We start from the raw sequence: 21,189 nt of genomic DNA on the forward strand, positions 1-21,189 counted from the left end.
ATGAAGTATATCCAAGCACATTACACTTGGCTTAATATGACAATATTATACCATAAATCTATTTTAATTAGTAATAAATAGTAGCAAAATATTGGGCATGCTGCTTTCGCCTTTATTTGATTAAATTTCTTAATTGTGTTAAAATTATCATGAATTTTTGTAGGAAATACCTGCAAAACACGGAGGTGTTCTTTTGATAAAAAAGATTTTTATAATACTTGCAATTTCCTCTCTAGTTATTTTTTCCGGTTGTCAAGACAAGTCCCCGGTAGAGGATGAAGATGCCATAAAAGACTCGAAGATAATTGAGCTTGAATCAAGAATAGAAAGACTAAACGAAAAAATAACAGGCCTGGAAGAGGATATCGAGGAACTGAACAGCCAAATCCAATATAATAGGGATTTTATCCAAATCATGACCGGTTACGTTTCTGAAGCAGATCTTTTGACATTGGCGAAAATGGAATGGAACTACATGGTCCAGGTGAATGAAGAGGACATCAGCTCCGACGGATTGATAGAACTGGATGTTGATACTTTCAGCATCACTGTAGAAGAGGCACAAAATCAATATAGGGCATTGCCTGCACAAATACGAAACCTGGGCAAATTAAGCGGCAGCCTTTTTTCAAATCACATCCAATTTTTAGATGTCAGGCCCTCGGAAACATCCGGGATAGACGAAGCAAATATTTCTTCTGCGACTTACATGTTCAGAGATCTAAGCCCGGGAACGGAAGTTAACCTCGAAATCTCACGTGAGCTTCAGGATAGGCTGGGGCTCGAGACCAATATATTGAGGATAATTTATTTAGTTGAGGAAGAGGAAGAGATTCAGACCCTTGAAGAAGAGGGTGATATGGACGATGAAGAAAGCGAAGAGTGAGAATATCTTCGCTAGTCTAAAGTGCCTTAAGCACGGTTGGGAAACAGTCGTATTAGTCGCTGAAGCGACTGTTTATTGTCCGGCTCTGCCGCACGGGAAATGACTGCTACGCAGTCGAGAAATGAAACTTCGTCTCGGTAAAAAGTTTTAAGATTTAAGTGATTAAGATGTAAGTTTGGATGGAGTTTTATTGGGGTCTGTGGTAGGGCACAGAGACCCTACCCTACAACCACTTAGTGTCCTTCGTGGTAAAAAGGTTTTTCCTTTCCAACTTTCCACTTTCACTGGTTAAGTATCCCAAGCTTCATGTTCCAAAGCTTGTCAGATAAATCCACATGATATTCATGGGGATTGGTAAATCTTGTAGTTGCTGGCCACATGGTTTCAAACTCGTTTTTCAAATGTTGCTGCATTTCACTTATGGAAGGAGATTTATACACAGGTTTGCCGTCGATTATGACCGGAACCATCATTTCCTTTACATAAAAATTAGTCAGCACCCTTTTCTTCCATGTGTGAACCGGATGGAAGATGGTAAGGGGCTTTTTTTCATCAATTTTCTCGTCATCAAGCATTATCAAATCCGCCAAGGCCTTGTTTGAATCCTTGTCGTACAACCTCACCACCCTTTTGTAGCCTGGATTGGTTATTTTCCCGGGATCATTAGATATCTTAAGCTTATTTGTAATTTCCCCTTTGCTATCGATTTGGGCCAGTTTGTAAACGGCACCCAGTGCCGGCTGATCGTACGCTGTTATAAGTTTAGTGCCTACTCCCCAAAGATTTATCTGAGCTCCCTGAAGCTTTAAATCCCTCACAAGGTACTCGTCAAGATCAGAAGACGCGCTGATCACAGCATCATCAAATCCATTTTCGACCAGCATGGTTTTTGCCTCCTTGCTCAAATAAGCCAAGTCCCCAGAATCAAGCCTTATTCCGTAGGTTTTCGGAAGTCTGCCTTCATCCCTCAGTTTTGAGAATACTCTTATGGCATTTGGCACCCCTGATTCCAAAGTGTTGTAAGTATCTACCAGGAAAATCAGGTTGTCCTGATTGTACTTGGTATATGTCCAAAACGCATCGTATTCCGAGGCATAGCTTAATACATAGCTATGAGACATGGTACCTTTGGCAGGCAGCTTTATAAGGTCTTCACTTTCCACATTGCTTGTCCCCACACAGCCCCCGATAACAGCGGCTCTGGCTCCATAAAGTCCAGCTTCAGATCCATGGGCACGCCTTAAGCCAAATTCAAGCACCGCATCTCCTTCTGCTGCCTGTACTATCCTAGCGGCCTTGGTAGCAATTAGAGTCTGATGATTAACGATGCTGAGAAGTGGTGTTTCTATTATTTGAGCCTGTATCAAAGGAGCTTTTATTCGAATCAAAGGCTCGTGAGGAAAAACTATAGAGCCCTCAGGTATCCCGTAAATTTCCCCTGTGAAACGGAAATTTCTCAGATAATCCAAGAATTTTTCTGTCAGCTCCGGGTGGTTGTTCTTTAGTATATCTATATCTTTTTCGTCAAATTTAAGATTCGTGAGATAATCAACTACCTGCTCCAGCCCGGCGCATACCAGATACCCGCCGTTGAATGGGTTGCTTCTTACAAACAGGTCAAATACTGCGATATCTTCGTCCTTTCCTTCATTGACATAAACATTGCTCATACTAAGCTGATAATAATCCGTGGCTAATTGCCTGCGCCTGTTAAATTCCATTTAAGCTTGTTCCTCCGATCATATAATATAATTATTTTACACTCCACTAAAATATTATGCAATAAATAAAACCCCGCCTTCGCAGGGTTAAATATGTTCATAGGTTTTAATTAACAAGTCTCTCATGCACAATTTTTATGGTTTAGCCTTGGAACCTTTATCCTGCTTATCATCAAAAGTGAGCAGATAAATATGACAACGGCAAGAAGCCCACTTAAATTCATCGTCGCCACATGATATGATTCGCACGCCAATCGCAAAACTGCAAGAGACATTCCACATACGGTTATCGGCACTCCGGTAAAGGACTTGTTACAGCTCTCCACATTGTATCTCGCAAGCCTGAAAGCCCCGCATACGGGGTAAAATATAAGTGCCGAGTAACCTGAAACCCCCAGGCTTAAGAGATCGGTGCTTATAAACAGACAGACAGGGGCTATTCCAAAAGTTATCAAGTCAGCCAGGGAGTCCAGCTGTTTTCCCATCTCGCTTTCAGCTTTTAGCCACCGCGCTACCTTTCCATCTAGTCCATCTATTATCCCTCCGGCGATAATAAAAGCCGCCGGCAATAACACTCCATCGTGATTGTTATCTAGAAGCAGGATCACCGCGAGACTTCCCAAAGATATATTTATCATTGTCATGATATTCGGCAAATTCTTAATCATACAATCCCTCTTTTTTGAACAACAGCATCTTCTCTAGCCCGGTCAATACAATCCCACTTCCTACTACCAACCAAAATGTTATGAATCTGAAGATTACGGATATTACCAATGCCTGTTCCAATCCTACCCCACTTACCATCGCTAATAATCCACACATTGTCATTTCAAAGCCTCCGATGCCTCCTGGCGTTACCGGCAAAGTACCGACAACATAAGCTCCAAAGGTTATTGCGATTACCCCCAACATACTTATATCAATGCTAAATGCCAAAAGTATTATGTATAGTTTTACAGGATAAGTCATCCACATAGTAAACGTCATAAGCAACTGCTTAAACACTCCAAATGGTTTTTCCTTTATATTTGTTACACATATTCCGTAGCTAATAAAAAAACTTTTAGCTATTTTGCCTATCTTGTTTTTCCCTTTGAGTTTTTCTCCTGCAGCCGTGGGGTTTAAAAACGAATAAATCATTAAACCTAAGACAGCTGCCATTACCAGGGATCCTAAAACCCATCCAATGTTTTTCCCATTATCGACATTGATTATAAAAAAATACAGCCCGCTGAATCCGGCAAGGGATGTCAGTCCGAAAAAGCTGAACATTTTCTGTAAAGCAACTATGGAAGCTGATTTTTCCATCGTACAGCTTAGCTCCCTTTTTAATGCTACTGTCTTGTAAGCTTCTCCACCGATTTTAGCTCCCGGAGTTATCGCTTCGACAATTGAGCTTCTGAAATTTATTAAAAGCATCTTCCAAAACCCAAGGCTCATGCCATTCCATTCCAATATAGTACACCACTGGAGGCTTATAATAGTCTGGGTAAACACCTGTAAAGCTATCAATAACACTAAAAAAACCGGGGGCAAAAGCAATAAATCTTCTTTTATCTGAGTCATATTTAATTGCCTAAATATAACGACCAACAGTAAAGCTATTGCGAGATAAATATACTTTTTTATTTTTTCCATCACAAGTACATTGCCGTAGCTTGAATATTTGTAAAGTTTTTATGTTCCACCATACTGCATTCTGAGCACCTTTTTCTTAAATTCACGTCATAAAAACACTTTCTGCTCTCTTTAGGATGTCTGACCAAAACTCTAGTATTAGGTTTCATTGTTTTATATACTCTATCCAGGACCTTTTCTTTTGGAGATACTTGCAAAGCCAGATGTATCACGCTATAATCCCCGGCATCCACAAATTCCCCTTCCATGTGCTTGATTTTAATCATGTCTTTGCTGAAATTCATTTTTTTTGCCAAAGCCTTTGATTTTCGTATACAATCCCTATCATTGTCGATAACGGTGACTTTAGCTCCTGTGAGCTTTTGCATGGCTATCGCCGAGCAAGGAGCAGCTCCTCCTCCTATGAAAAGCACATGGTCGTCTTTGTCTATTCCTGCAAGCTCTGCTTCGTTTTTTATTACTTTCATATAACAACGCAGAAGTCCTGAAAAAAGAATCTTGCTTTGGGTCACTTTATCCTCTAGATACTGGGTGAACCTTGTCATAACCATTTTTTCACTCACTTTCCATATTTAAAACAACCTCAATCCAATTTGGTTTACCAAGCCACCGATCAAAAATGCAAAGCACGTAGTTGCCACGGCAATGCCAGCAGCGGTTTTAGCATTGAATTCGGAAGCTATGATGCCGAAAACTGAAAGACACGGCAAGTAAAACAACGACACCAACCCAGCTACCAGTACTTGCAGCGACGTAAGGTTTAGCCCTACTAATGGAGCGATTGACATTTCCCGCCTCACGATGCCCAGTAACAAGCCATCTGCCGCCTGCTGGGGAAGTCCAAGCCACCCTTGTACCAAAGGGGATGATGCTGCTGCGATTACATCCAGAAAGCCGGTTTCTTTAAACAAAGCTGCTATGACTATTGCAAAAAACATAGGCCCTTCTGCTTCTATTAAAAAATGCTTCATTCTTATCATTAGTTTTTTCCCGTATGTTTTTTTATCGGGGATCAACAGGTTGGGAATTTGTATTATCATGGGGTCGACCTTTCCGTTTATAAACCGTCCTGCTAAGCTCGCCACCGATATGAACACTATCAATGAAATCAGTGCTAGAGGTAAAAAAATCAAATATGATTTGCTGCTTATAAGCTCGATCAATGCACCTGTTTGGGATATGCACGGTATGGTCACGCATACTAATGTAGTAACGACCAAGCGCTCTTTTTTTGTAGTGCATGCCCTAGTTCCGATTATTGCAGGAATTGCACAGCCATATCCCATCATGATATTTATTATGCTCCCGCCTTGCATTCCAAACCTGCTCATAAGGTTGTCAAAAAGTATTCCAAGTCTCGGCAGATACCCCATATCTTCCAAAAATGAAAATACGACATAAAATAAAAATACGTATGGAAATATAAGCGCTATAGGCCATTCGAACCCAATAACAAATATTCCGTACTCGCCAATAAGCACGTTTTGTATTATTCCTTCAGGTATTATAGATGTAAATATATTCTTGAAAAAAGGAACGATTATACCATTAACCAACGGAAGAAAAAATACAGCCCTAAGGGCTTTTCCTCCTCCTACGATCATTCCCAAAGACAAGGCCATAATTAAGACCGCAATTGGAACTCCTGTGGACGGTCTTATCATCCAATCGCTGATTCTAGTCTTATTTCTGTCCGCTTTAGCATTTGTTTTTCTTACCTTCTTTGTAATTTCCCTAGCTGTATCATAAATCTCTTCTCGCCCTTTGGGACAAGATCCACAGCCCGACTTTTCGCATCCTCTGCATTCTGCTTTTTTCAAAAGTTCTACAACAGCCTCTTTAAGCTCCTCAAACCCAGATGATTTAACTGCTATTGTCTCAACTACAGGAGAATCTAAAAGCTTTGAAAGCATCCCAACATTGATCTCTATTCCTTCTCTTTTGGCTACATCTAAAAAATTAAGGGCATATGCTGTAGGGATGCCGTAGGATTTAAGCTCCAACGCAAGCTCCAGGCTCCTTTGAAGGTTCGTGGCATCCAAGACGCAAATTATGGCTTCCGGTTCACTGGATAAAAATTTTTCTGCCACATCTTCGGCTTCTGAAGTAGATTTTAAAGAAAATACTCCAGGCACGTCTATCAGTGTATATCCCTTATCAGAAAGTTTCATATCCCCCTGGGTATAGCTTACCGTAGTTCCTGAGTAATTTGAGCTAATGGCATCCATCCCGGTCATGCGGCTGAAAAACACGCTCTTGCCTACATTGGGGTTTCCCATCAGAAGAATCTTGTTTTTTTGAGATAGATGCTTCTTTATTTCCTTTTCATTTATATCATGGCAACTCAAGCAACTTCACTCTCCTCTACGCTTATGGACGAGGCAATGGCATTGCTTATAGCAATCTCTCTTGAATCAATCTCGAGAAGAGTAGGTCCTCCCCAGATATATGTGTGCTTTTTAAATACAGTATCGTTTTCCCTGACACCCAATGATTTTAGAATGTCCATGTCCGGCACTGACTTGATTTTGTAGTACTTGCCTTTTTCGACTTTATTTAAGCTCATAATTATCCTCCTTCCCGTTGGTCCGTTCAGTTAGTGTATGCTAACTCAATTTAATAACCGAAGTTTACCACAGCTAACTCGACTTTGTCAATACTTTGACTAAAGTATTCGGGAGATTGTAAACCAACATAAAAAATGATAAGATTAATTTATTATTAAAATACTTACAGGAGGAAAATATGAAGGTACAAGAATCTAGAGAAAATTATTTGGAGACAATCCTCCTTTTACAAAAAGAGCTTGGTCAAGTCCGATCCATAGATATTGCCCACAAGCTTGAATATACAAAAGCCAGCATCAGCCGAGCCATGTCACTTTTAAAAAAGGACAACCTGATAACTATGGGCAAATCCGGAATAATCGAGCTAACAGAAGAGGGACAAAAAAAAGCTGCAGAAATCTACGATAGACATAGAGCCATAAAGGACTTCCTTATAAATATCGGTGTATCTGAAAAAACTGCGGAAGAAGATGCTTGTCGCATGGAACACGTAATCAGCAATGAGGCTTTTGAAAAAATCAAAAAATATAACGACAAATAAAAGATACAGAAAAACCCCGCCATGTAAGCGGGGTTTCATATCTTGATTCTATTGTTTTAAACACCCAATTGGTTTCTTCTTATCTGTTCTCCTTTGGTAAAGTTGAACTTCGGCTTATGACCTTCCAGTGGGAGAATCTTCTCATTTACGGCGTCTAATATCCAGTCAGGTTGAGGGAAGAAATGATCTTCAAGTTCGTATATTGGAGTTATCCAGTTCCTCGCCCCCACAACTACCGGAGGCGCATCCAAGTAATCAAATGCCAGCTCGGAAATGTTCTGAGCAAAGTCATTCAAGACAGAGTTTCTTTGGCAAGCGTCGCTTGTGAGAAGTATCCTGCCCGTCTTTTTGACAGACTCAATTACAGGCTCGTAGTTAAATGGCACTACGCTTCTTGCATCTATCACTTCTGCGCTGATTCCATATTTGTCCTCGAGCTCTTCGGCTGCTTTCATGGCATTATATAAAGTAGCACCGATGCTAAGTATGGTTATGTCTTTTCCTACTCTTTTTATATCCGGTTCTCCTATGGGGATTTCATAATATTCTTCAGGTACCCCCTCAGGATTAAACATCTCACCTACTCCATATAATCTTTGGCTTTCAAAGAACACCACTGGATCTGTTCCGTTTAAAGCCGAATTTAAAAGACCTTTTGCATCGTATGGAGTTGCCGGGAAAACAACTTTAAGTCCAGGAACATGGGCACAAAGGGAAGACCAGTCCTGAGAATGTTGGGCCCCATATTTTGCTCCTACCGAAACCCTTAGGACTACAGGCATCTTCAGCTGTCCTGCTGTCATGGATTGCCATTTTGCCAGCTGGTTGAAAATCTCATCTCCTGCCCTGCCCATAAAATCGCAGTACATAAGCTCAGGAACGCTTCTTCCTCCAAGCATAGCATATCCTACTGCCGCTCCCACTATTGCAGATTCAGATATCGGCGAGTTGAAAAGTCTGTGATAAGGAATGGATTCTTCCATGTTCTTGTAAACTCCATAAGCTCCTCCCCAGTCTCTCAAGTCTTCTCCAAAGCTTATTAGGGTCGGGTCGGTATAGAACTTATCCATTAGCGATTCGAACACTGCGTCTCTAAACTGGACCACTTTAACCGAAGGAACCGGTTTTCCGTCTTTCATGCCCACACGTTCTTTTTTTGCCATTCTCTGTATTCTCGAGTTTTCTTCCTTAGGCGCAAGAACATCAGGTTCACCCTCTGCCATCTTTTCCTTTTTCTCATTGCAAAACATGTACTTTTCGATGGAATCAGGTTGGGCAAATATGTCCATTCTTGGCGAAACTTCATCATCTATAGTCAGCTTGAATACGTCAACGATAAGTTTTTTAGTGTTTTGTTCAACCGCGGCAAGCTCCTCTTCAGTGGCCACGCTTGCTTCTATCAACTGGGCTTTGAAATCCTTCATAGAATCCATAGACGTCCATGCTTCTAGCTCCTCTTTTGACCTGTAAGGGCCTGTGTCGGATGTGGAGTGTCCACAGAGCCTGTAGGTAACTACATCTAAAAGAACCGGGCCATCTCCCTTTTTTAGTATCTCTCTTTTTCTCTTAAGAGCATCTATTATCGCCAATGGATTGTACCCATCGATTCTCTCTGCATGCATCTGTTCAGGGTTTATTCCTGCTCCTACTCTTGCAAGTGTCTGGTAGGCCATGGTTTCACCCACAGTTTGACCTCCCATGCCGTATCCATTGTTGTTGAAGTTAAATACGATAGGAAGACCACCTTTATGGGCTTCATCCCATAGCACTTTAAGCTGATCCATTCCAGCCATGCTCATGGACTCCCAGACAGGGCCGCATCCCAATGATCCATCGCCTGCATTTGCTATTACTATGCCGCTTTGTTTGTTTATCTTCTTGTAAAGGGCTGCTCCCAATGCAACAGGAGCGCTGCCCCCTACTATGGCGTTGTTTGGATATACTCCAAATGGTATGAAAAACGCATGCATAGAGTTTCCAAGTCCCTGTGCAAATCCGTTTTTCCTGCCGAATATTTCAGCTGTGATTCCGTACATGTAGAACTTTGCAGCCAAGTCCTTTACGCTTCCCTCAAAATCCTTTTCCACAACTTTAAGCTGGTCACCGCCACTCGACTCTTCCATTATTTTTACGAGCTCGTCGTCACTTAATTTTTCAAGGGCGCTCATTCCCTTTGCTATAAGCTCACCGTGGCTTCTATGGGTTCCGAAAACCAAGTCGTTTTTATCAAGAGTAAATGCCTGTCCCACCGCAGTAGCTTCCTGGCCTATGTACAAGTGCGCCGGACCTGAATAGTCATATTTGATTCCTTCGTAAGCTCCTGTAGATCTTAAATCCTGTATCATTGTTTCAAATTCCCTGATCATTGTCATGTCACGGTACATTTTGACGAGTTCTTCTTTTGAAAATTCATCTTTTACGTCTGATACCTTTTTTTGATACTGATTTAACATAATTGGCTTAAACTCAAGCTGTCCGGGTTTTCTTATTTCCTTTGGATTTATAAATATGCTCTTTGTCATTATTATCCTCCTTTATTTAACTAAAAAGTGCTTCCCTGATGACTTCGCTAACCGTAGGATGGGGAAATACCAGTTCTTTTATATCTCCTACCGGAAGTTCCGTCTCTATCATCAGTCCTGCTCCGTATATTATTTCCGATGCATAGCTACCTATGATTTGAACTCCTATTATCCTGTCGTACTCATTATCTATCAAGATCTTGGTTATGCCGTCTCCCCGTTCATTTTCCGCCATGTATCGTCCGCTGTAATTATTGGAGATCTTTTTGACTGTAAAATCCAGACCCTTATCTTTCGCTGTGCTTTCAGTCTCCCCTACGCTTGCAACCTCAGGATGCGTATAAATAACAGAAGGTACGGCCTGGTATCTCATAATGTCTTTCTTTCCTAAGATATTGTTTATCGCGACTTCCCCTTCCCTGTAAGCAGTGTGGGCAAGCATGGATTTACCGTTTACATCTCCTGCTGCATATACTCCGGGGATATTGGTCTTCATCTGCTCATCGGTAACGACAGCTCCACGTTTCATGTTAACCGAAATGTTTTCCAGTCCTATTCCCTCAGTCGTCGGTCTTCGACCGATGCTTAAAAGTATCTTCGACCCGGAAACCTCCCTTTCCTTGCCTTCCTTTTCAAACACAACTTTGTTTCCATCCACTTTAGTTACCTTTGCTCCGAGAATAAACTCTATTCCCTTTGACTTTAAGTTTCCCTGGAGTATGCGGCTTAACTCTTCATCATTTTGACCTGCTATTTTTTCAAGCATCTCCACCACGGTGACTTTGCTTCCTACGCTGTTGTAGTAGGATGCCATTTCAAGTCCTATTACTCCTCCGCCGATTACTACCAGGCTTTCTGGTATCTCTCTTAGACTTAAAATCTCTTTATTTGTAAGAACTGCGCCTTCATCAAGCCCTTCTCTCAGACCAGGTATGGGCGGCACGAGCACGCCTGAGCCTGTTGCAATCAGCAGGTATTTGGCTTTGTAGACTTGTCCGCCAGCCTCGACCAAAAATCCTTCCTTGTCTTTTCCCTTTATATGGGCATCAGCTTCCAAAAGCTCTACATTATTTGCTTTTAATGCGGCTTTTACGCCCCCTACCAGCTTTTTTACTACTCCATCTTTTCTATCGATAACCTTATCCTGATCGTAGGATACCTCTTTGCAGCATACTCCGTATTTTTCTCCACCCTTTGCATAGTCGTAGATCTTTGCCGAATGCAAAAGCGTCTTGGAAGGCACGCATCCTTCATTTAAGCAGACCCCTCCCACACTTGCTTTTTCTATGAGCAGGGTCTTAAGTCCACCATGACCTGCCCTCTCAGCTGATATATATCCTGCCGGACCTCCTCCGACAACGATTAAATCGTACATCGTAAGCCTCCTTTATTTTGCCAGCAAAACGCTGAAGTTCTCCAGGTTCTCCATAAGCGACTGTATGAATCTTGCTCCAGGAGCACCATCAACTGCCCTGTGGTCTATGGTCAAAGAAAGATACATAGCAGGATAATTGACAAATCCATCCTCAGTCTTTTTGATTTTATATTCTATTTTCCCAATGCCTAGAATTCCCGTCTGTGGGGGATTGATTACCGGGGTGAAGTTTTCTACCCCAAGGTTCCCTAAATTCGTTACGGTGAACGTGGCTCCCTGAAGCTTTGCCGGGTCGATATTGCCTTGTTGGCACTGTCCTGCAAGAGTCTTTATGCCTTTTGACACTTCCAGGAGACTGAGCTTGTTTGCCCCCCTTAGCGTGGGAACCATCAGCCCTCTCGGCGAGTCGCAAGCAAAGCCCAAGTTTACATCTTTAAACATCCTCATTTCCTCGTCCACCAAATGCGCATTCATATATGAAAAATCCTTCACCGTCCTTGCTACTGCGTACATCACCATATCATTTAATGTTATCTTCGCTACGTCCTCATCGCTGTTTGCCTTGACTATCTGCCTGTAGTTTAAGATTTCAGTTGCATCAAAAGATGCGTTTAATGTCAACTGGGCAGTATTTTGCAGCGATGCCACCAGATTTGCAGATATGATCTTGCGAACATTGGAAAGCTTCTCTATCGAGTATTCGCTTTCAGTTTTTGCGCCTGTTGATTCCCCAATCGCCTGCTTGCCTAAATCAGAAGTGGTTACCTTTCCACCCATTCCCGTTCCTTCTACCGAGGCATCCTTCCCTGAAAGAGCGGCTGCTTTTGTAGCTACAGGGCCTTCCTTCATAAGCTTATATATGTCTCTTTCTATTATCCTTCCGTATGGTCCGCTGCCTTTTGCGAGATTAAAATCTACTCCCTGCTTCTTTGCTAGATTTTTAGCTCTGGGAGAAATACCTGTGAAGATTTTTTCTGTTTCAGAGGGTTGTTCATCTATTTTTGAAACTTCCACCGAAACCTCTTTTACTTCTTTCGCTTCTTCTAAAGGCTTGCTTTCAGCAGGTTTATCTTCCCCAACAACGTAATCGCTTACATCCTCCCCTTCTTCTCCGATAATACAAACGGGAGTAAGCACCTCACATGCATCCCACTCATCGTAGAACTTTTTTAACAGCACTCCTTCAAACTCGGATTCAACATCCATTGAAGACTTGTCAGTTTCAATTGAAAACAACACGTCTCCAACGGAAACCTTGTCCCCTACTTCCTTTTGCCAGGAGCTTATCATGTTGCTCTCTTCATTAAGACCAATCTGGGGCATGTTTACAACATGTGCCATGATTTCACCTTCCTCTATAAAATTTATTGCATTTGCATGCATTGTTCACATCATAATAGGCTTGCAGTTACTTCATCGGTTATCAAAACGTTGACAGCTCCACTTTTCAAAACCGCCTTCATAGCTTCAGCCTTCTCTTTTCCTGTGGCGATAGCCACCACCAGGGGTATGTTTTTTAAATCTTCGAAAGAAATCCCCAGGACTCTCTCATCAATGGAGCATTTGCATAGCTCTCCCTTTTCGTCTATGAATCTTCCGCAGATCTCACCTTTAGCCTTTGCATTTTTAAGATCTGTTAAATCCTCTTCTTTTAAGTAGCCTGTTTCAACTAAAATCGACTTTTCGTTAGCTTCGCCGATTCCTACAAAAGCAATGGTGCATTTCTTCTGATCTTCAAATATGCTTTTTATCTTGCCGTCGCTCATAATAGCTTCTTTTATATGCTTGCTGTCTACAATAGCAGGAGCAGGCAGAAGGGACATGCTGGTTCCCAAGGCATTTGCAATTTTTCTGACTATCACGTCTCCACTTACATCTATTGATCCGATGTTGCCTAATAGCTGTACCGCATGCTTGCCCTTGTTTATCTGGGGAATCCTATATGTCATGTTTTTTATAGTTCTCCCCCAAGCTAAGCCGATTATATCCTTTGGGGTAATCTTTTCTTCCATGAATTCTGCGGCTATTTTTGTGACCTCCGAAAACACGAGATCTTCCGACTTGTCCTTTGAAGAAATTATTACAGCTTCCTCCAGACCATATCTATTTTCCAAAAGACCCTCCGTTTGAATGCAGTTGTCTCCGGGATATCTGATTTCTATTTTGACGATTCCCTTGTTCTTGGCTTCGCTTAAGAGCCTTGATACCTTTACTCTAGATATATTCAATTTATTTGCAATTTGCTGTTGGTTCATGTTCATGTTATAGTAGAATTCGCATACTTTGATCAAAAGATTCTTTGAATAATCCATATTCCACCCCTTCTTCCCTGTTGTAATCCTTTAACTACTAATTATTATACCTCACATTGAACATTTGTTCAAGTCAGAAATATTGTTTATTTGTGGATTTCTTGAAATTAGTTTCTCCAGTTCTTCCCAGCATACGCGAGCATCTGCTCGTTTATTGAGCTTATTTATTGATTTATCCCATATAACCGTTGCCATGGGTCTTGAATTTTTATATGATTGTATTACCAAGCAGTTAGTGTGCTAAGATAATATCAAAAAAATAAAATCCTGATGGATTTCGGAGGTAGGATAATGAGTCAAGTATTCTTTAAATTCAATGACTTCAACTGGGACGGAATCACAAAAATAGACTACAAGCCCTCAGGGGAAGACGGCCCGGTAACCTTCAACGAGACTTCTAGACAAAATCTGGTAGAGCATGAAGCCAACACTGATTTTCACCTTAGGTATTTCGAATGCGCAAAAGACGGTTTCTCAACTTTGGAAAAACACGAACACGTACACGTGGTGGTCATAGCCAGGGGCGTAGGTAAAATCATCGTAAACGACGAGATATTCGATGCCAAGCCAATGGATTTAATCGTAGTTCCTCCTAATGCATGGCACCAGCTGATAAACACTTCAGATGAGCCTTTTGGTTTTTTCTGTACCGTTGACGCAAAGAGAGATAAGTTCACTCTGCTTACCAAAGAGGAAATCGAAACATTAAAGACAAATCCCGAGATAGCAAAATTCATCAAAGTACCAGATAAATATTTTGGTTGAGTCAATCTTCCAACTTTTTTATAAACAAATATTTTTATGGAGACAAGAGCCCTGCCGGTATCGGCAGGGCTCTTGTTATAAGTCTGATTTATTCGATTATCTCTAAAACTGATTCTATTGATATGTTGCCAATTTCTTTATCTTCCAAGTAAAGAGTACCCGGCACTTCTGCTTCCGTCTCTCCTGAGAACTTGAAGGTTATATGCCCCAGTTCCTTTAGATTTTCATTTACCAGGCTTCCCACTGCTGTAACTTTGTATTCTTCACCATCTATTAAAAGAGTATTCCCTTCTTTTATCGTACTATCCAGCTTATTAAAATGATGAATATAACAATAATCTTTTAGCTCCTGTGGCGCGTTATCTTTAAAAATAACAATCATTTTATACTCGAGAAAATCTCCGGCATTTTTCCCAATATCCTGTATTATCGTTTTATACACAGTTGTCATGTTTTCATCCATACCCTTAGCTATAAAGTCCTACACTTGCCAACCACGCTATGACTACCGTAGGCGCACCTGTTAAGAATCTCCCATATAGCACTGAAGGCACCCCGACTTCAACAGTCTCTGGTTTTGCTTCAGCTAAACCTAAACCTACCGGAATAAAGTCAGCGGCTGCTTGTGCGTTTATGGCAAATAAAGCCGGTAATGCCAAGTGTGGCGGAATCGATCCATTTCCTATCTCTACCCCTATCAACACACCTATGATCTGCGCTATTACTGCACCAGGCCCAAGAAAAGGTGACAACAACGGAAAAGAACATATCAGTGATATTATTATCAGCCCAATGACATTGTCAGCTAGTGGTGTAAGCAGATTCGCAAACCACGAACCTACACCTGAAGCATTTATTATCCCGATCAACGTCGCTACAAACGCCATGAAAGGAAGTATCGTATGGAGTACTGTATCTATGGTATTTCTTCCCGCTTGGAAAAAAATTGCCGTTATCTTTCCTATTCCAATACCTACTTTTGCAACAAGCCCCTGGCTTTGTTGACTTATTTTTTTATCTGTATCGTACTTTGCCATTCCAAATCCTCCTAATCTATATACTCTAAGTTATTTTCTTTTACTGCAGAAACGTAATTGTCTTCCTTTATATACATTGCCAAAGGTCCGCTCCTGCCGGTTGCCATGATGTTTATAGTCATTATGTTCTTCTGGGGAAATATCCCGCATCTTAATGTTCCTCCACAGTTGATGACGGCACATGCAACTTCCTTGTCCGGCACTCCAGTCTTAAATCCATCTACCAACTCACAACCTGTCATTTCAGCAATTTTAACAGCGACTTCAGGCCTTGCACCACCTGTTATATAAACTACTTTGTTCTTTGTTTCATTTGGTTCGATAATCAAAGGGCCACCCCAGCCGCCTGATCCTTTTGTTATTTTGATTTTTCTATAATCCATGGCATAATCCTCCTCGAATTTACTCATTAATTTCAATAACATTGCTAAGCGATATCCCCTGCTGCTTTTCAACAATCATTGTAGTAAAGTCTGTAACCCATCCTCTGAAGAAGTTTGTTGCCATGCCTACCAAGAAATATCTGATGGCTAGATCTGCCGTATTAAGCCCCAACGCGGTTATGCCATTGGCTATGCCTAAGAATACAAACAATTCACCTGGATTAACATGTGGGAACAAACCATTCATTGTATGGCAGGAAAAACTCGATGCTGCATAATAGCTCGGCTTGTATTTTTCAGGCAAGAATCTTCCTAGTGAAAGCGTCATCGGGTTTGCAAATACAAAAGTTCCGATTAAAGGCAGCAACAAATACCTTGATACTGGGTTGCTTGCTGACTTAGATGCAAATCTTTCCACCTTGTCCGTACCGATCATTACTATTACTGCATTCATTACTACCAGCAAGGCTATTAGCAGCGGTACTATTCCAGTCATAAAAGCAATAAAAACGTCTCCTCCTGCTCTAAACAGGTTCATAAACCAGTCGGCTCCTCTGGCCAGTTGTTCAAAAAAAGTTGTCATTTAGTTTCCTCCTTATATCTTAAAAAATTTAAACCATTTAAACTGATGCTTCCATTTCATTTTTTTCAGATTTTTCTTTATTAAAAGCGACAAAATTTTCATAAGCATTTTTTAATGCTTTTTGCGTATATCTATTGTAGTTTTTCAATAGCGCTTCATCCAGCAATTGTTCTACCTCTTTCCCTGTTAAACCGCTAAAGGCTTTAACCCTGGCAAATATCGAGACCCCCTGCATTTTTCGTGCTTCAGTTATAACATCCTGATCATCTATTGCCAACAGGATCACGGTACCTGCTTGAAGATATCCTCTTTTTCTTCCTATCAAAACCCTTGATTTTTTTTTAAGCTCAATATAGTTTTTATTAAAATCCTTTACTTGTCTCATCCCTAACACCGCATTGAGCAACCAAAAAACTGCTATTACCAGGCCCATTCTTACCACATCATTCACTTCAACGCCTCCTTGACCAACACATTTGTAAGCTCAAAATAATCTTTTGCATTTATGACTTTACCAAGCAGATCTTCATTTTGGCAAATTTTCAGTATCTCTTCGTATGTTTTTATCAAAACTTCCGGGCTTTCATCCATAATCTCCGGAATCAGCAACATGAATATTATCCTCACTGCACTATTTTCATAGTTTACTTCCTTTTCAGGAATTATTATTGAAATCATAAGCCTTTCTCCACCCTTGTTAATAGCATGGGGCATGGCTACTCCGTTTGCAAATGTAGTGGGGTATGTCGCCTCCCTATCCAAAACTCTGTCAAGATACCCCTCGTCAACTTCTCTTTGATTGAAAAGCTTTCCTATGATTTCTTTTAAAATATCGATGTAATCATCCAAATTTGTTTTAAAAAACAAATTTGGCTTTGTCGCCATATTCACAATGCTTACATTCGATCCGACTTCCCATGCAGCGTTCTTTCTCATTACAAAGCGGTTTTTTATTCTCTTTCGCAGCTCGTCTTCTTCGAAAAAAATGTCAAGCTGTATTATAGGCGTCGTTGTCTCAATTTTTAAGGGTATCGTCGTAAATATCATGTCATATGTCTCGAGCTCCTCTAAATCGATTTCATTTTCTGAAAAAGTGTTGATTATTTTATCGTTTCCAAGCAAGTTTCTGAGTTTTATGAACAACAGCTTCGCAGTCCCAAGACCTGTCGAGCAAATTAATGCAACTCTGTTGATGTCATCGTTTTCTGTGTTTATCTTCTCAACATATGATCCGAAATGAAGTGCAAGAAATGCTGTTTCTTCTTCCGTTACTTTTACAGAGTACGTCCTTTCAATCACCTTGGCTGCAACTTTTGCCATTTCATATGGAAAAGTATATTTTCTTTTTATGTCATATAGCATAGGGTTTTCAGTGTTGATATTAAAAACTAGTCTGTTCACGGCAAAGTTTATGTGGTATTCTAGTCCGGCCATTAGCTCTTTGTCATATTTAATTTGAATTCCCATGGTATTGCTTATTTCATCGAGAATTCTGGCAACCAAGTTTTTAATTGAGTTTGATATTTCAATATTGTTGCTGTCAATCTTTATCGAGGCATTCCTAGCAATCAGGGGTAAGGTCAAATAGTATTTTTCTGCTTCTTTCAAATTGATATCCAGCTTTTTGCCTATCAGTTTAAAAATTACTTCAGCTATTTTATATTCTTCTGTAGTTGATAGAACTTCATACTTTTTTTCAGAATTAACAACGTCAAATCCTTTTTTTATTCTATCTGCCAGTACCATAATGTATTTTCGAGTAAGCTTTGTGGTTTCATCCAAATGCATGATATTGCTTTCCTTAAAAACTTTGTCCACTTCCTTGAATACAATCTCCAACCCCGGCTCATCTTCTTTTATGATGTTATTCAAGCCAATCATATTGTAATAACCTCTGCTTAAAACTTCAATTATGAATTGTCTTTTTGCTATTTCAGAGCCTTCAAGCCAAACGCCTGTATTTGGTTTTCCTTTTATGTACATATTATAGGTTGTCAAAGCATTCCCTAGTTTTTTGATGTCGTTTACAAGAGTCGTTCTGCCTATGAACATGCTTTCTGACAATTCGTCCATGTTAATCGGATCCTTAGAGTATAACAATATTTTTGCAACATACTTGATCCTTTCTTCCGGCGTAATTATCATTTCCTGTTCAGTAAACTGCTCTTTCATTCTCTTCATAAGCTCATCATACTTTTCATGGTCATAAATACAAAGTTCTACCTCAGCTCCTTTCAAGCTAACTACTTGAGCTATAACGGAAGGCAACGCTTCATTAATGTTTTTGATGTAATTTCGTATTGTCCTAGTGCTTAAGTTCAACTCTTCCGCCAAATCTGAAATTCTGATATTGCCTCTGTTATAAATTTTTAGAATCAACCCTAAAACTCTTCCATCCGCTGGAAATCCCACTTTTTTACCCCCTTGAAATCCTGACCCTGAATCAAGTATACCTTTACAACTGCCATTTATTAATACCGGCTTTTTCCGGTATCAGTTGAAAATGTTGTACTAATGCAAGTGTGGACTATTCTATTTATAATGATATAATTAATCTGAAATCACCTTATAACTATTTTACCCTAAGTAACCTTGCTTGAAATCCTGACCAAGTAAAATACTTAGGAGGTCAATATGAACAACTGGTTAAATTTAGAAGGAAAAGTTGCACTTGTTACGGGAGGGGCTTCGGGAATAGGAAAGGAAATTGCCCTTAATCTCTCACAAAATGGAATGAAGGTTGCTGTTGGAGATTTAAGTTTTACAAATATTTCAGACGATGATTTTGATGGAGATTCTTTTCATTTGATAGAATGCGACGTCACAAATTTAGATAGTGTTAAGAACATGATCACACAAACAATCGAAAGATTTGGAAAAATAGATGTGCTCGTAAACAATGCGGGAATAAACATGCCTAGGCTTTTAGTAGATGTAAAGGGCGAACACCCTGAGTACGAACTTGATGAGCGTAGTTTTGACAAAATGTATCTAGTAAATCAAAAAGGGGCTTTCTTTTGTGGTCAAGCAGCAGCAAAGGAAATGCTAAAAAATAATAGCGGGGTTATAATCAATGTCACATCTGAATGCGGCTTGGAAGGATCGGAAGGGCAAAGTGCTTACGCCGCCACCAAGGCAGCTGTTTATTCCTTTACAAGATCATGGGCCAAAGAATTGGGACGCAGCGGCATAAGGGTTGTAGGTATAGCCCCGGGAATTATCGAAGCCACTGGACTTAGAACATTGGAATATGAAAAAGCTTTAGCTTACACTAGAAACATATCTGTAGAACAACTGCGAAGCGGATATGAATCGACTTCAACTACTCCTCTTGGACGCGCAGGCAAGCTTTCTGAGATTGCGGATGCTGTAGCATTTCTTTCATCGGATAGGGCAGGGTACATACACGGCGTGACATATAATGTAGCCGGAGGCAAAACTAGAGGTTAAATTACTTTAAGCGATCTGCTTTTCAGATCGCTTTTTTATTGCATCTCTCAAATTCTTGAACATATGTTCTTTATCCTCTTTTTCTTTTTACCACCAAATGATATACTTATCTCAATAAAACTTTTACTCAAGGAGCAGTTAAATGGAGCGAGTAATCTTTCTAGTTGATATGAATGCTTTTTACATAAGCTGTGAATCCACCAGAAATCCCAAACTAAAGGAAGGCCCTTCCGCCGTTGCAGGAGACCCTAAAAAAAGAACAGGAATAATCCTTGCTGCCAACTACAAGGCTCGTGCCTTTGGAGTAAAGACAGCTATGTCTGTATACGAAGCTTTAAGGCTATGCCCAAACCTCGTGCTTGTTCCTCCCGACCACTCTTTTTACTCTGAAAAATCTAAAGAAGTTATGAGGCTGCTTTCCTCTTACACTCCGGTAGTCGAAGAAAACAGCATAGACGAAGCTTGGCTGGATCTTACCGGATGCGAAAAGATTTTTGGAAAGCCTATGGACATCGCACAAGAAATCATGTGCAGGATTGAAGAAGAGCTTGATCTATGGTGCTCTATCGGGATATCAAACAATAAATTCCTCTCAAAAATGGCAGCTGAGATGAAAAAGCCCAAAGGAATAACCACCCTTTGGGAAAACGAGATAAAAGACAAGCTTTGGCCTCTGCCTATAGGAAAGATGTATGGCGTAGGACAAAAGACTGCGCAAAAGCTTAATGCCCTAGGCATCAAAACCATTAAGGATGCGGCTTTGGCAGACCCAATGCTTCTCATATCGAATTTTGGAAAATGGGGCGAATCCATCTACAAGCATGCAAATGGCATAGATAATTCTCCAGTTTCTCCTCACGCTCACGAAGACGTAAAAACAGTGGGAAACTCTGTTACATTGTCTAAAAACCTGACGGACTTTGACGAGGCTAGAAAGATAATGCTCCACCTGTCAGACAAAGTGGGCATAAGGGCTAGAAGGCTTAACAAACAAGGCAAAACCGTGCAGATCACCATCAAATATGCAGATTTCAAGACCATAACCAGACAGCTTACCCTGGCTGAAACTTCCTTAACCAAGGACATATATCAAGCAGCTATTCTTCTTCTCGAAAAACACTGGAAAGACAGGCGCCCAGTCAGGCTTCTAGGAGTAGCTCTTGGGGATTTCAAATTAAATGAAGTCTCCAAGCAGATTTCAATGTTTGAATGCATCACTGAAAAACCGGATCCTAAAAAAGACAAGGACTTAAAGCTGGAGGAGGCCGTCGATGCCTTAAGGAATAAATACGGCCTATCTTCATTAAAGCCTGCAGCGCTTATCAAAAAAGACCTGGATGAATGAGGTCACAAAAATATGAATTCAATTTTTATAGTGTTTTGCTATATTTTATGAAAAATTTTTC

Annotated in this window: 19 protein-coding genes and 1 pseudogene; 5 read left to right on the forward strand and 15 right to left on the reverse strand. The window is 40.5% G+C overall.

Features of this window, described 5'->3' with window-relative positions; all coding sequences use genetic code 11:
• The first annotated feature begins 193 nt into the window (after positions 1–193).
• Positions 194–886, forward strand: coding sequence for a hypothetical protein (locus BUB93_RS05490; protein ID WP_073270087.1), 693 nt, complete (start codon positions 194–196; stop codon positions 884–886).
• A gap of 281 nt (positions 887–1,167) precedes the next feature.
• Here the strand turns inward: BUB93_RS05490 and BUB93_RS05495 are convergent, their stop codons facing one another.
• From BUB93_RS05495 to BUB93_RS05520, 6 genes are all read right to left on the reverse strand, one after another.
• A complete protein-coding gene (locus BUB93_RS05495; RefSeq protein WP_073270088.1) occupies positions 1,168–2,607 on the reverse strand; it encodes a nicotinate phosphoribosyltransferase in 1,440 nt (479 codons plus the stop codon).
• A gap of 122 nt (positions 2,608–2,729) precedes the next feature.
• The gene (gene pssA / locus BUB93_RS05500; RefSeq protein ID WP_073270089.1) at positions 2,730–3,275 is read right to left on the reverse strand and encodes a CDP-diacylglycerol--serine O-phosphatidyltransferase; all 546 of its coding nucleotides are present in this window, start codon (positions 3,273–3,275) and stop codon (positions 2,730–2,732) included.
• The gene (locus BUB93_RS05505; protein ID WP_073270090.1) at positions 3,268–4,248 is read right to left on the reverse strand and encodes a lysylphosphatidylglycerol synthase transmembrane domain-containing protein; all 981 of its coding nucleotides are present in this window, start codon (positions 4,246–4,248) and stop codon (positions 3,268–3,270) included. The genes pssA and BUB93_RS05505 overlap by 8 nt, the downstream gene beginning before the upstream one ends.
• Positions 4,248–4,799 carry a nicotianamine synthase family protein gene (locus BUB93_RS05510; protein WP_073270091.1) on the reverse strand — a complete coding sequence of 184 codons (552 nt, stop codon included), beginning with the start codon at positions 4,797–4,799 and terminating at the stop codon, positions 4,248–4,250. Before BUB93_RS05510 ends, BUB93_RS05505 begins: the two co-directional genes overlap by 1 nt.
• Positions 4,800–4,820: 21 nt before the next feature.
• Positions 4,821–6,596, reverse strand: a complete 1,776-nt coding sequence (locus BUB93_RS05515; RefSeq protein ID WP_073270092.1) for a ferrous iron transporter B — start codon at positions 6,594–6,596, stop codon at positions 4,821–4,823.
• Complete coding sequence (locus tag BUB93_RS05520; RefSeq protein WP_073270093.1) at positions 6,593–6,814, reverse strand: FeoA family protein; 222 nt, start codon at positions 6,812–6,814, stop codon at positions 6,593–6,595. Before BUB93_RS05520 ends, BUB93_RS05515 begins: the two co-directional genes overlap by 4 nt.
• A 179-nt stretch (positions 6,815–6,993) precedes the next feature.
• On the opposite strand from BUB93_RS05520, the gene BUB93_RS05525 reads away from it, so the two are divergent.
• Positions 6,994–7,356 (forward strand): metal-dependent transcriptional regulator, encoded by a 363-nt coding sequence (locus tag BUB93_RS05525; protein ID WP_073270094.1) that lies wholly within the window; start codon positions 6,994–6,996, stop codon positions 7,354–7,356.
• Between the two features lie 56 nt (positions 7,357–7,412).
• On the opposite strand, the gene BUB93_RS05530 is transcribed toward BUB93_RS05525, so the two are convergent.
• The 4 genes from BUB93_RS05530 to BUB93_RS05545 are packed head-to-tail and all read right to left on the reverse strand — an operon-like array spanning position 7,413 to position 13,565.
• The gene (locus BUB93_RS05530; RefSeq protein ID WP_073270095.1) at positions 7,413–9,878 is read right to left on the reverse strand and encodes an alpha-ketoacid dehydrogenase subunit alpha/beta; all 2,466 of its coding nucleotides are present in this window, start codon (positions 9,876–9,878) and stop codon (positions 7,413–7,415) included.
• Between the two features lie 16 nt (positions 9,879–9,894).
• Entirely contained in the window at positions 9,895–11,253 is a 1,359-nt protein-coding gene (gene lpdA / locus BUB93_RS05535; protein WP_073270096.1) for a dihydrolipoyl dehydrogenase, read from the reverse strand.
• Between the two features lie 12 nt (positions 11,254–11,265).
• Positions 11,266–12,594: a dihydrolipoamide acetyltransferase family protein gene (locus tag BUB93_RS05540; RefSeq protein WP_073270155.1), complete on the reverse strand. Its 1,329-nt coding sequence runs from the start codon at positions 12,592–12,594 to the stop codon at positions 11,266–11,268.
• A gap of 50 nt (positions 12,595–12,644) precedes the next feature.
• A complete protein-coding gene (locus BUB93_RS05545) occupies positions 12,645–13,565 on the reverse strand; it encodes a sugar-binding transcriptional regulator (protein ID WP_073270097.1) in 921 nt (306 codons plus the stop codon).
• Between the two features lie 291 nt (positions 13,566–13,856).
• On the opposite strand from BUB93_RS05545, the gene BUB93_RS05550 reads away from it, so the two are divergent.
• A complete protein-coding gene (locus BUB93_RS05550; protein WP_073270098.1) occupies positions 13,857–14,330 on the forward strand; it encodes a cupin domain-containing protein in 474 nt (157 codons plus the stop codon).
• Between the two features lie 88 nt (positions 14,331–14,418).
• Here BUB93_RS05550 and BUB93_RS05555 read toward each other — a convergent pair whose 3' ends face one another.
• The 5 genes and pseudogenes from BUB93_RS05555 to BUB93_RS05575 form a co-directional block, all read right to left on the reverse strand.
• Positions 14,419–14,781: a PTS glucitol/sorbitol transporter subunit IIA gene (locus tag BUB93_RS05555; RefSeq protein ID WP_073270099.1), complete on the reverse strand. Its 363-nt coding sequence runs from the start codon at positions 14,779–14,781 to the stop codon at positions 14,419–14,421.
• Positions 14,782–14,797: 16 nt separating this feature from the next.
• Positions 14,798–15,750 (reverse strand): annotated as a pseudogene (srlE, locus tag BUB93_RS05560) (PTS glucitol/sorbitol transporter subunit IIB).
• A gap of 19 nt (positions 15,751–15,769) precedes the next feature.
• Positions 15,770–16,333 (reverse strand): PTS glucitol/sorbitol transporter subunit IIC, encoded by a 564-nt coding sequence (gene srlA / locus BUB93_RS05565; RefSeq protein WP_073270100.1) that lies wholly within the window; start codon positions 16,331–16,333, stop codon positions 15,770–15,772.
• Positions 16,334–16,370: 37 nt separating this feature from the next.
• Positions 16,371–16,784, reverse strand: a complete 414-nt coding sequence (locus BUB93_RS05570; protein ID WP_073270101.1) for a transcriptional regulator GutM — start codon at positions 16,782–16,784, stop codon at positions 16,371–16,373.
• Positions 16,781–18,745, reverse strand: a complete 1,965-nt coding sequence (locus BUB93_RS05575; protein WP_073270102.1) for a BglG family transcription antiterminator — start codon at positions 18,743–18,745, stop codon at positions 16,781–16,783. Before BUB93_RS05575 ends, BUB93_RS05570 begins: the two co-directional genes overlap by 4 nt.
• Before the next feature lie 222 nt (positions 18,746–18,967).
• Here BUB93_RS05575 and BUB93_RS05580 point away from each other — a divergent pair, with 222 nt between their 5' ends.
• Positions 18,968–19,783, forward strand: coding sequence for an SDR family oxidoreductase (locus tag BUB93_RS05580; RefSeq protein ID WP_073270103.1), 816 nt, complete (start codon positions 18,968–18,970; stop codon positions 19,781–19,783).
• A 142-nt stretch (positions 19,784–19,925) separates the two neighbouring features.
• Entirely contained in the window at positions 19,926–21,128 is a 1,203-nt protein-coding gene (locus tag BUB93_RS05585; protein ID WP_073270104.1) for a DNA polymerase IV, read from the forward strand.
• The last annotated feature ends 61 nt before the right edge of the window (positions 21,129–21,189 follow it).

Source organism: Alkalibacter saccharofermentans DSM 14828, from assembly GCF_900128885.1.
Classification (GTDB): domain Bacteria; phylum Bacillota; class Clostridia; order Eubacteriales; family Alkalibacteraceae; genus Alkalibacter; species Alkalibacter saccharofermentans.

Coding starts and splice junctions, on each gene's coding strand:
- BUB93_RS05495 (WP_073270088.1), bottom strand. CDS start 2,607: ATGGAATTTAACAGGCGCAGGCAATTAGCCACGGATTATTATCAGCTT.
- pssA (WP_073270089.1), bottom strand. CDS start 3,275: ATGATTAAGAATTTGCCGAATATCATGACAATGATAAATATATCTTTG.
- BUB93_RS05505 (WP_073270090.1), bottom strand. CDS start 4,248: ATGGAAAAAATAAAAAAGTATATTTATCTCGCAATAGCTTTACTGTTG.
- BUB93_RS05510 (WP_073270091.1), bottom strand. CDS start 4,799: ATGGTTATGACAAGGTTCACCCAGTATCTAGAGGATAAAGTGACCCAA.
- BUB93_RS05520 (WP_073270093.1), bottom strand. CDS start 6,814: ATGAGCTTAAATAAAGTCGAAAAAGGCAAGTACTACAAAATCAAGTCA.
- BUB93_RS05525 (WP_073270094.1), top strand. CDS start 6,994: ATGAAGGTACAAGAATCTAGAGAAAATTATTTGGAGACAATCCTCCTT.
- BUB93_RS05530 (WP_073270095.1), bottom strand. CDS start 9,878: ATGACAAAGAGCATATTTATAAATCCAAAGGAAATAAGAAAACCCGGA.
- lpdA (WP_073270096.1), bottom strand. CDS start 11,253: ATGTACGATTTAATCGTTGTCGGAGGAGGTCCGGCAGGATATATATCA.
- BUB93_RS05540 (WP_073270155.1), bottom strand. CDS start 12,594: ATGGCACATGTTGTAAACATGCCCCAGATTGGTCTTAATGAAGAGAGC.
- BUB93_RS05545 (WP_073270097.1), bottom strand. CDS start 13,565: ATGGATTATTCAAAGAATCTTTTGATCAAAGTATGCGAATTCTACTAT.
- BUB93_RS05550 (WP_073270098.1), top strand. CDS start 13,857: ATGAGTCAAGTATTCTTTAAATTCAATGACTTCAACTGGGACGGAATC.
- BUB93_RS05555 (WP_073270099.1), bottom strand. CDS start 14,781: ATGACAACTGTGTATAAAACGATAATACAGGATATTGGGAAAAATGCC.
- srlA (WP_073270100.1), bottom strand. CDS start 16,333: ATGACAACTTTTTTTGAACAACTGGCCAGAGGAGCCGACTGGTTTATG.
- BUB93_RS05580 (WP_073270103.1), top strand. CDS start 18,968: ATGAACAACTGGTTAAATTTAGAAGGAAAAGTTGCACTTGTTACGGGA.
- BUB93_RS05585 (WP_073270104.1), top strand. CDS start 19,926: ATGGAGCGAGTAATCTTTCTAGTTGATATGAATGCTTTTTACATAAGC.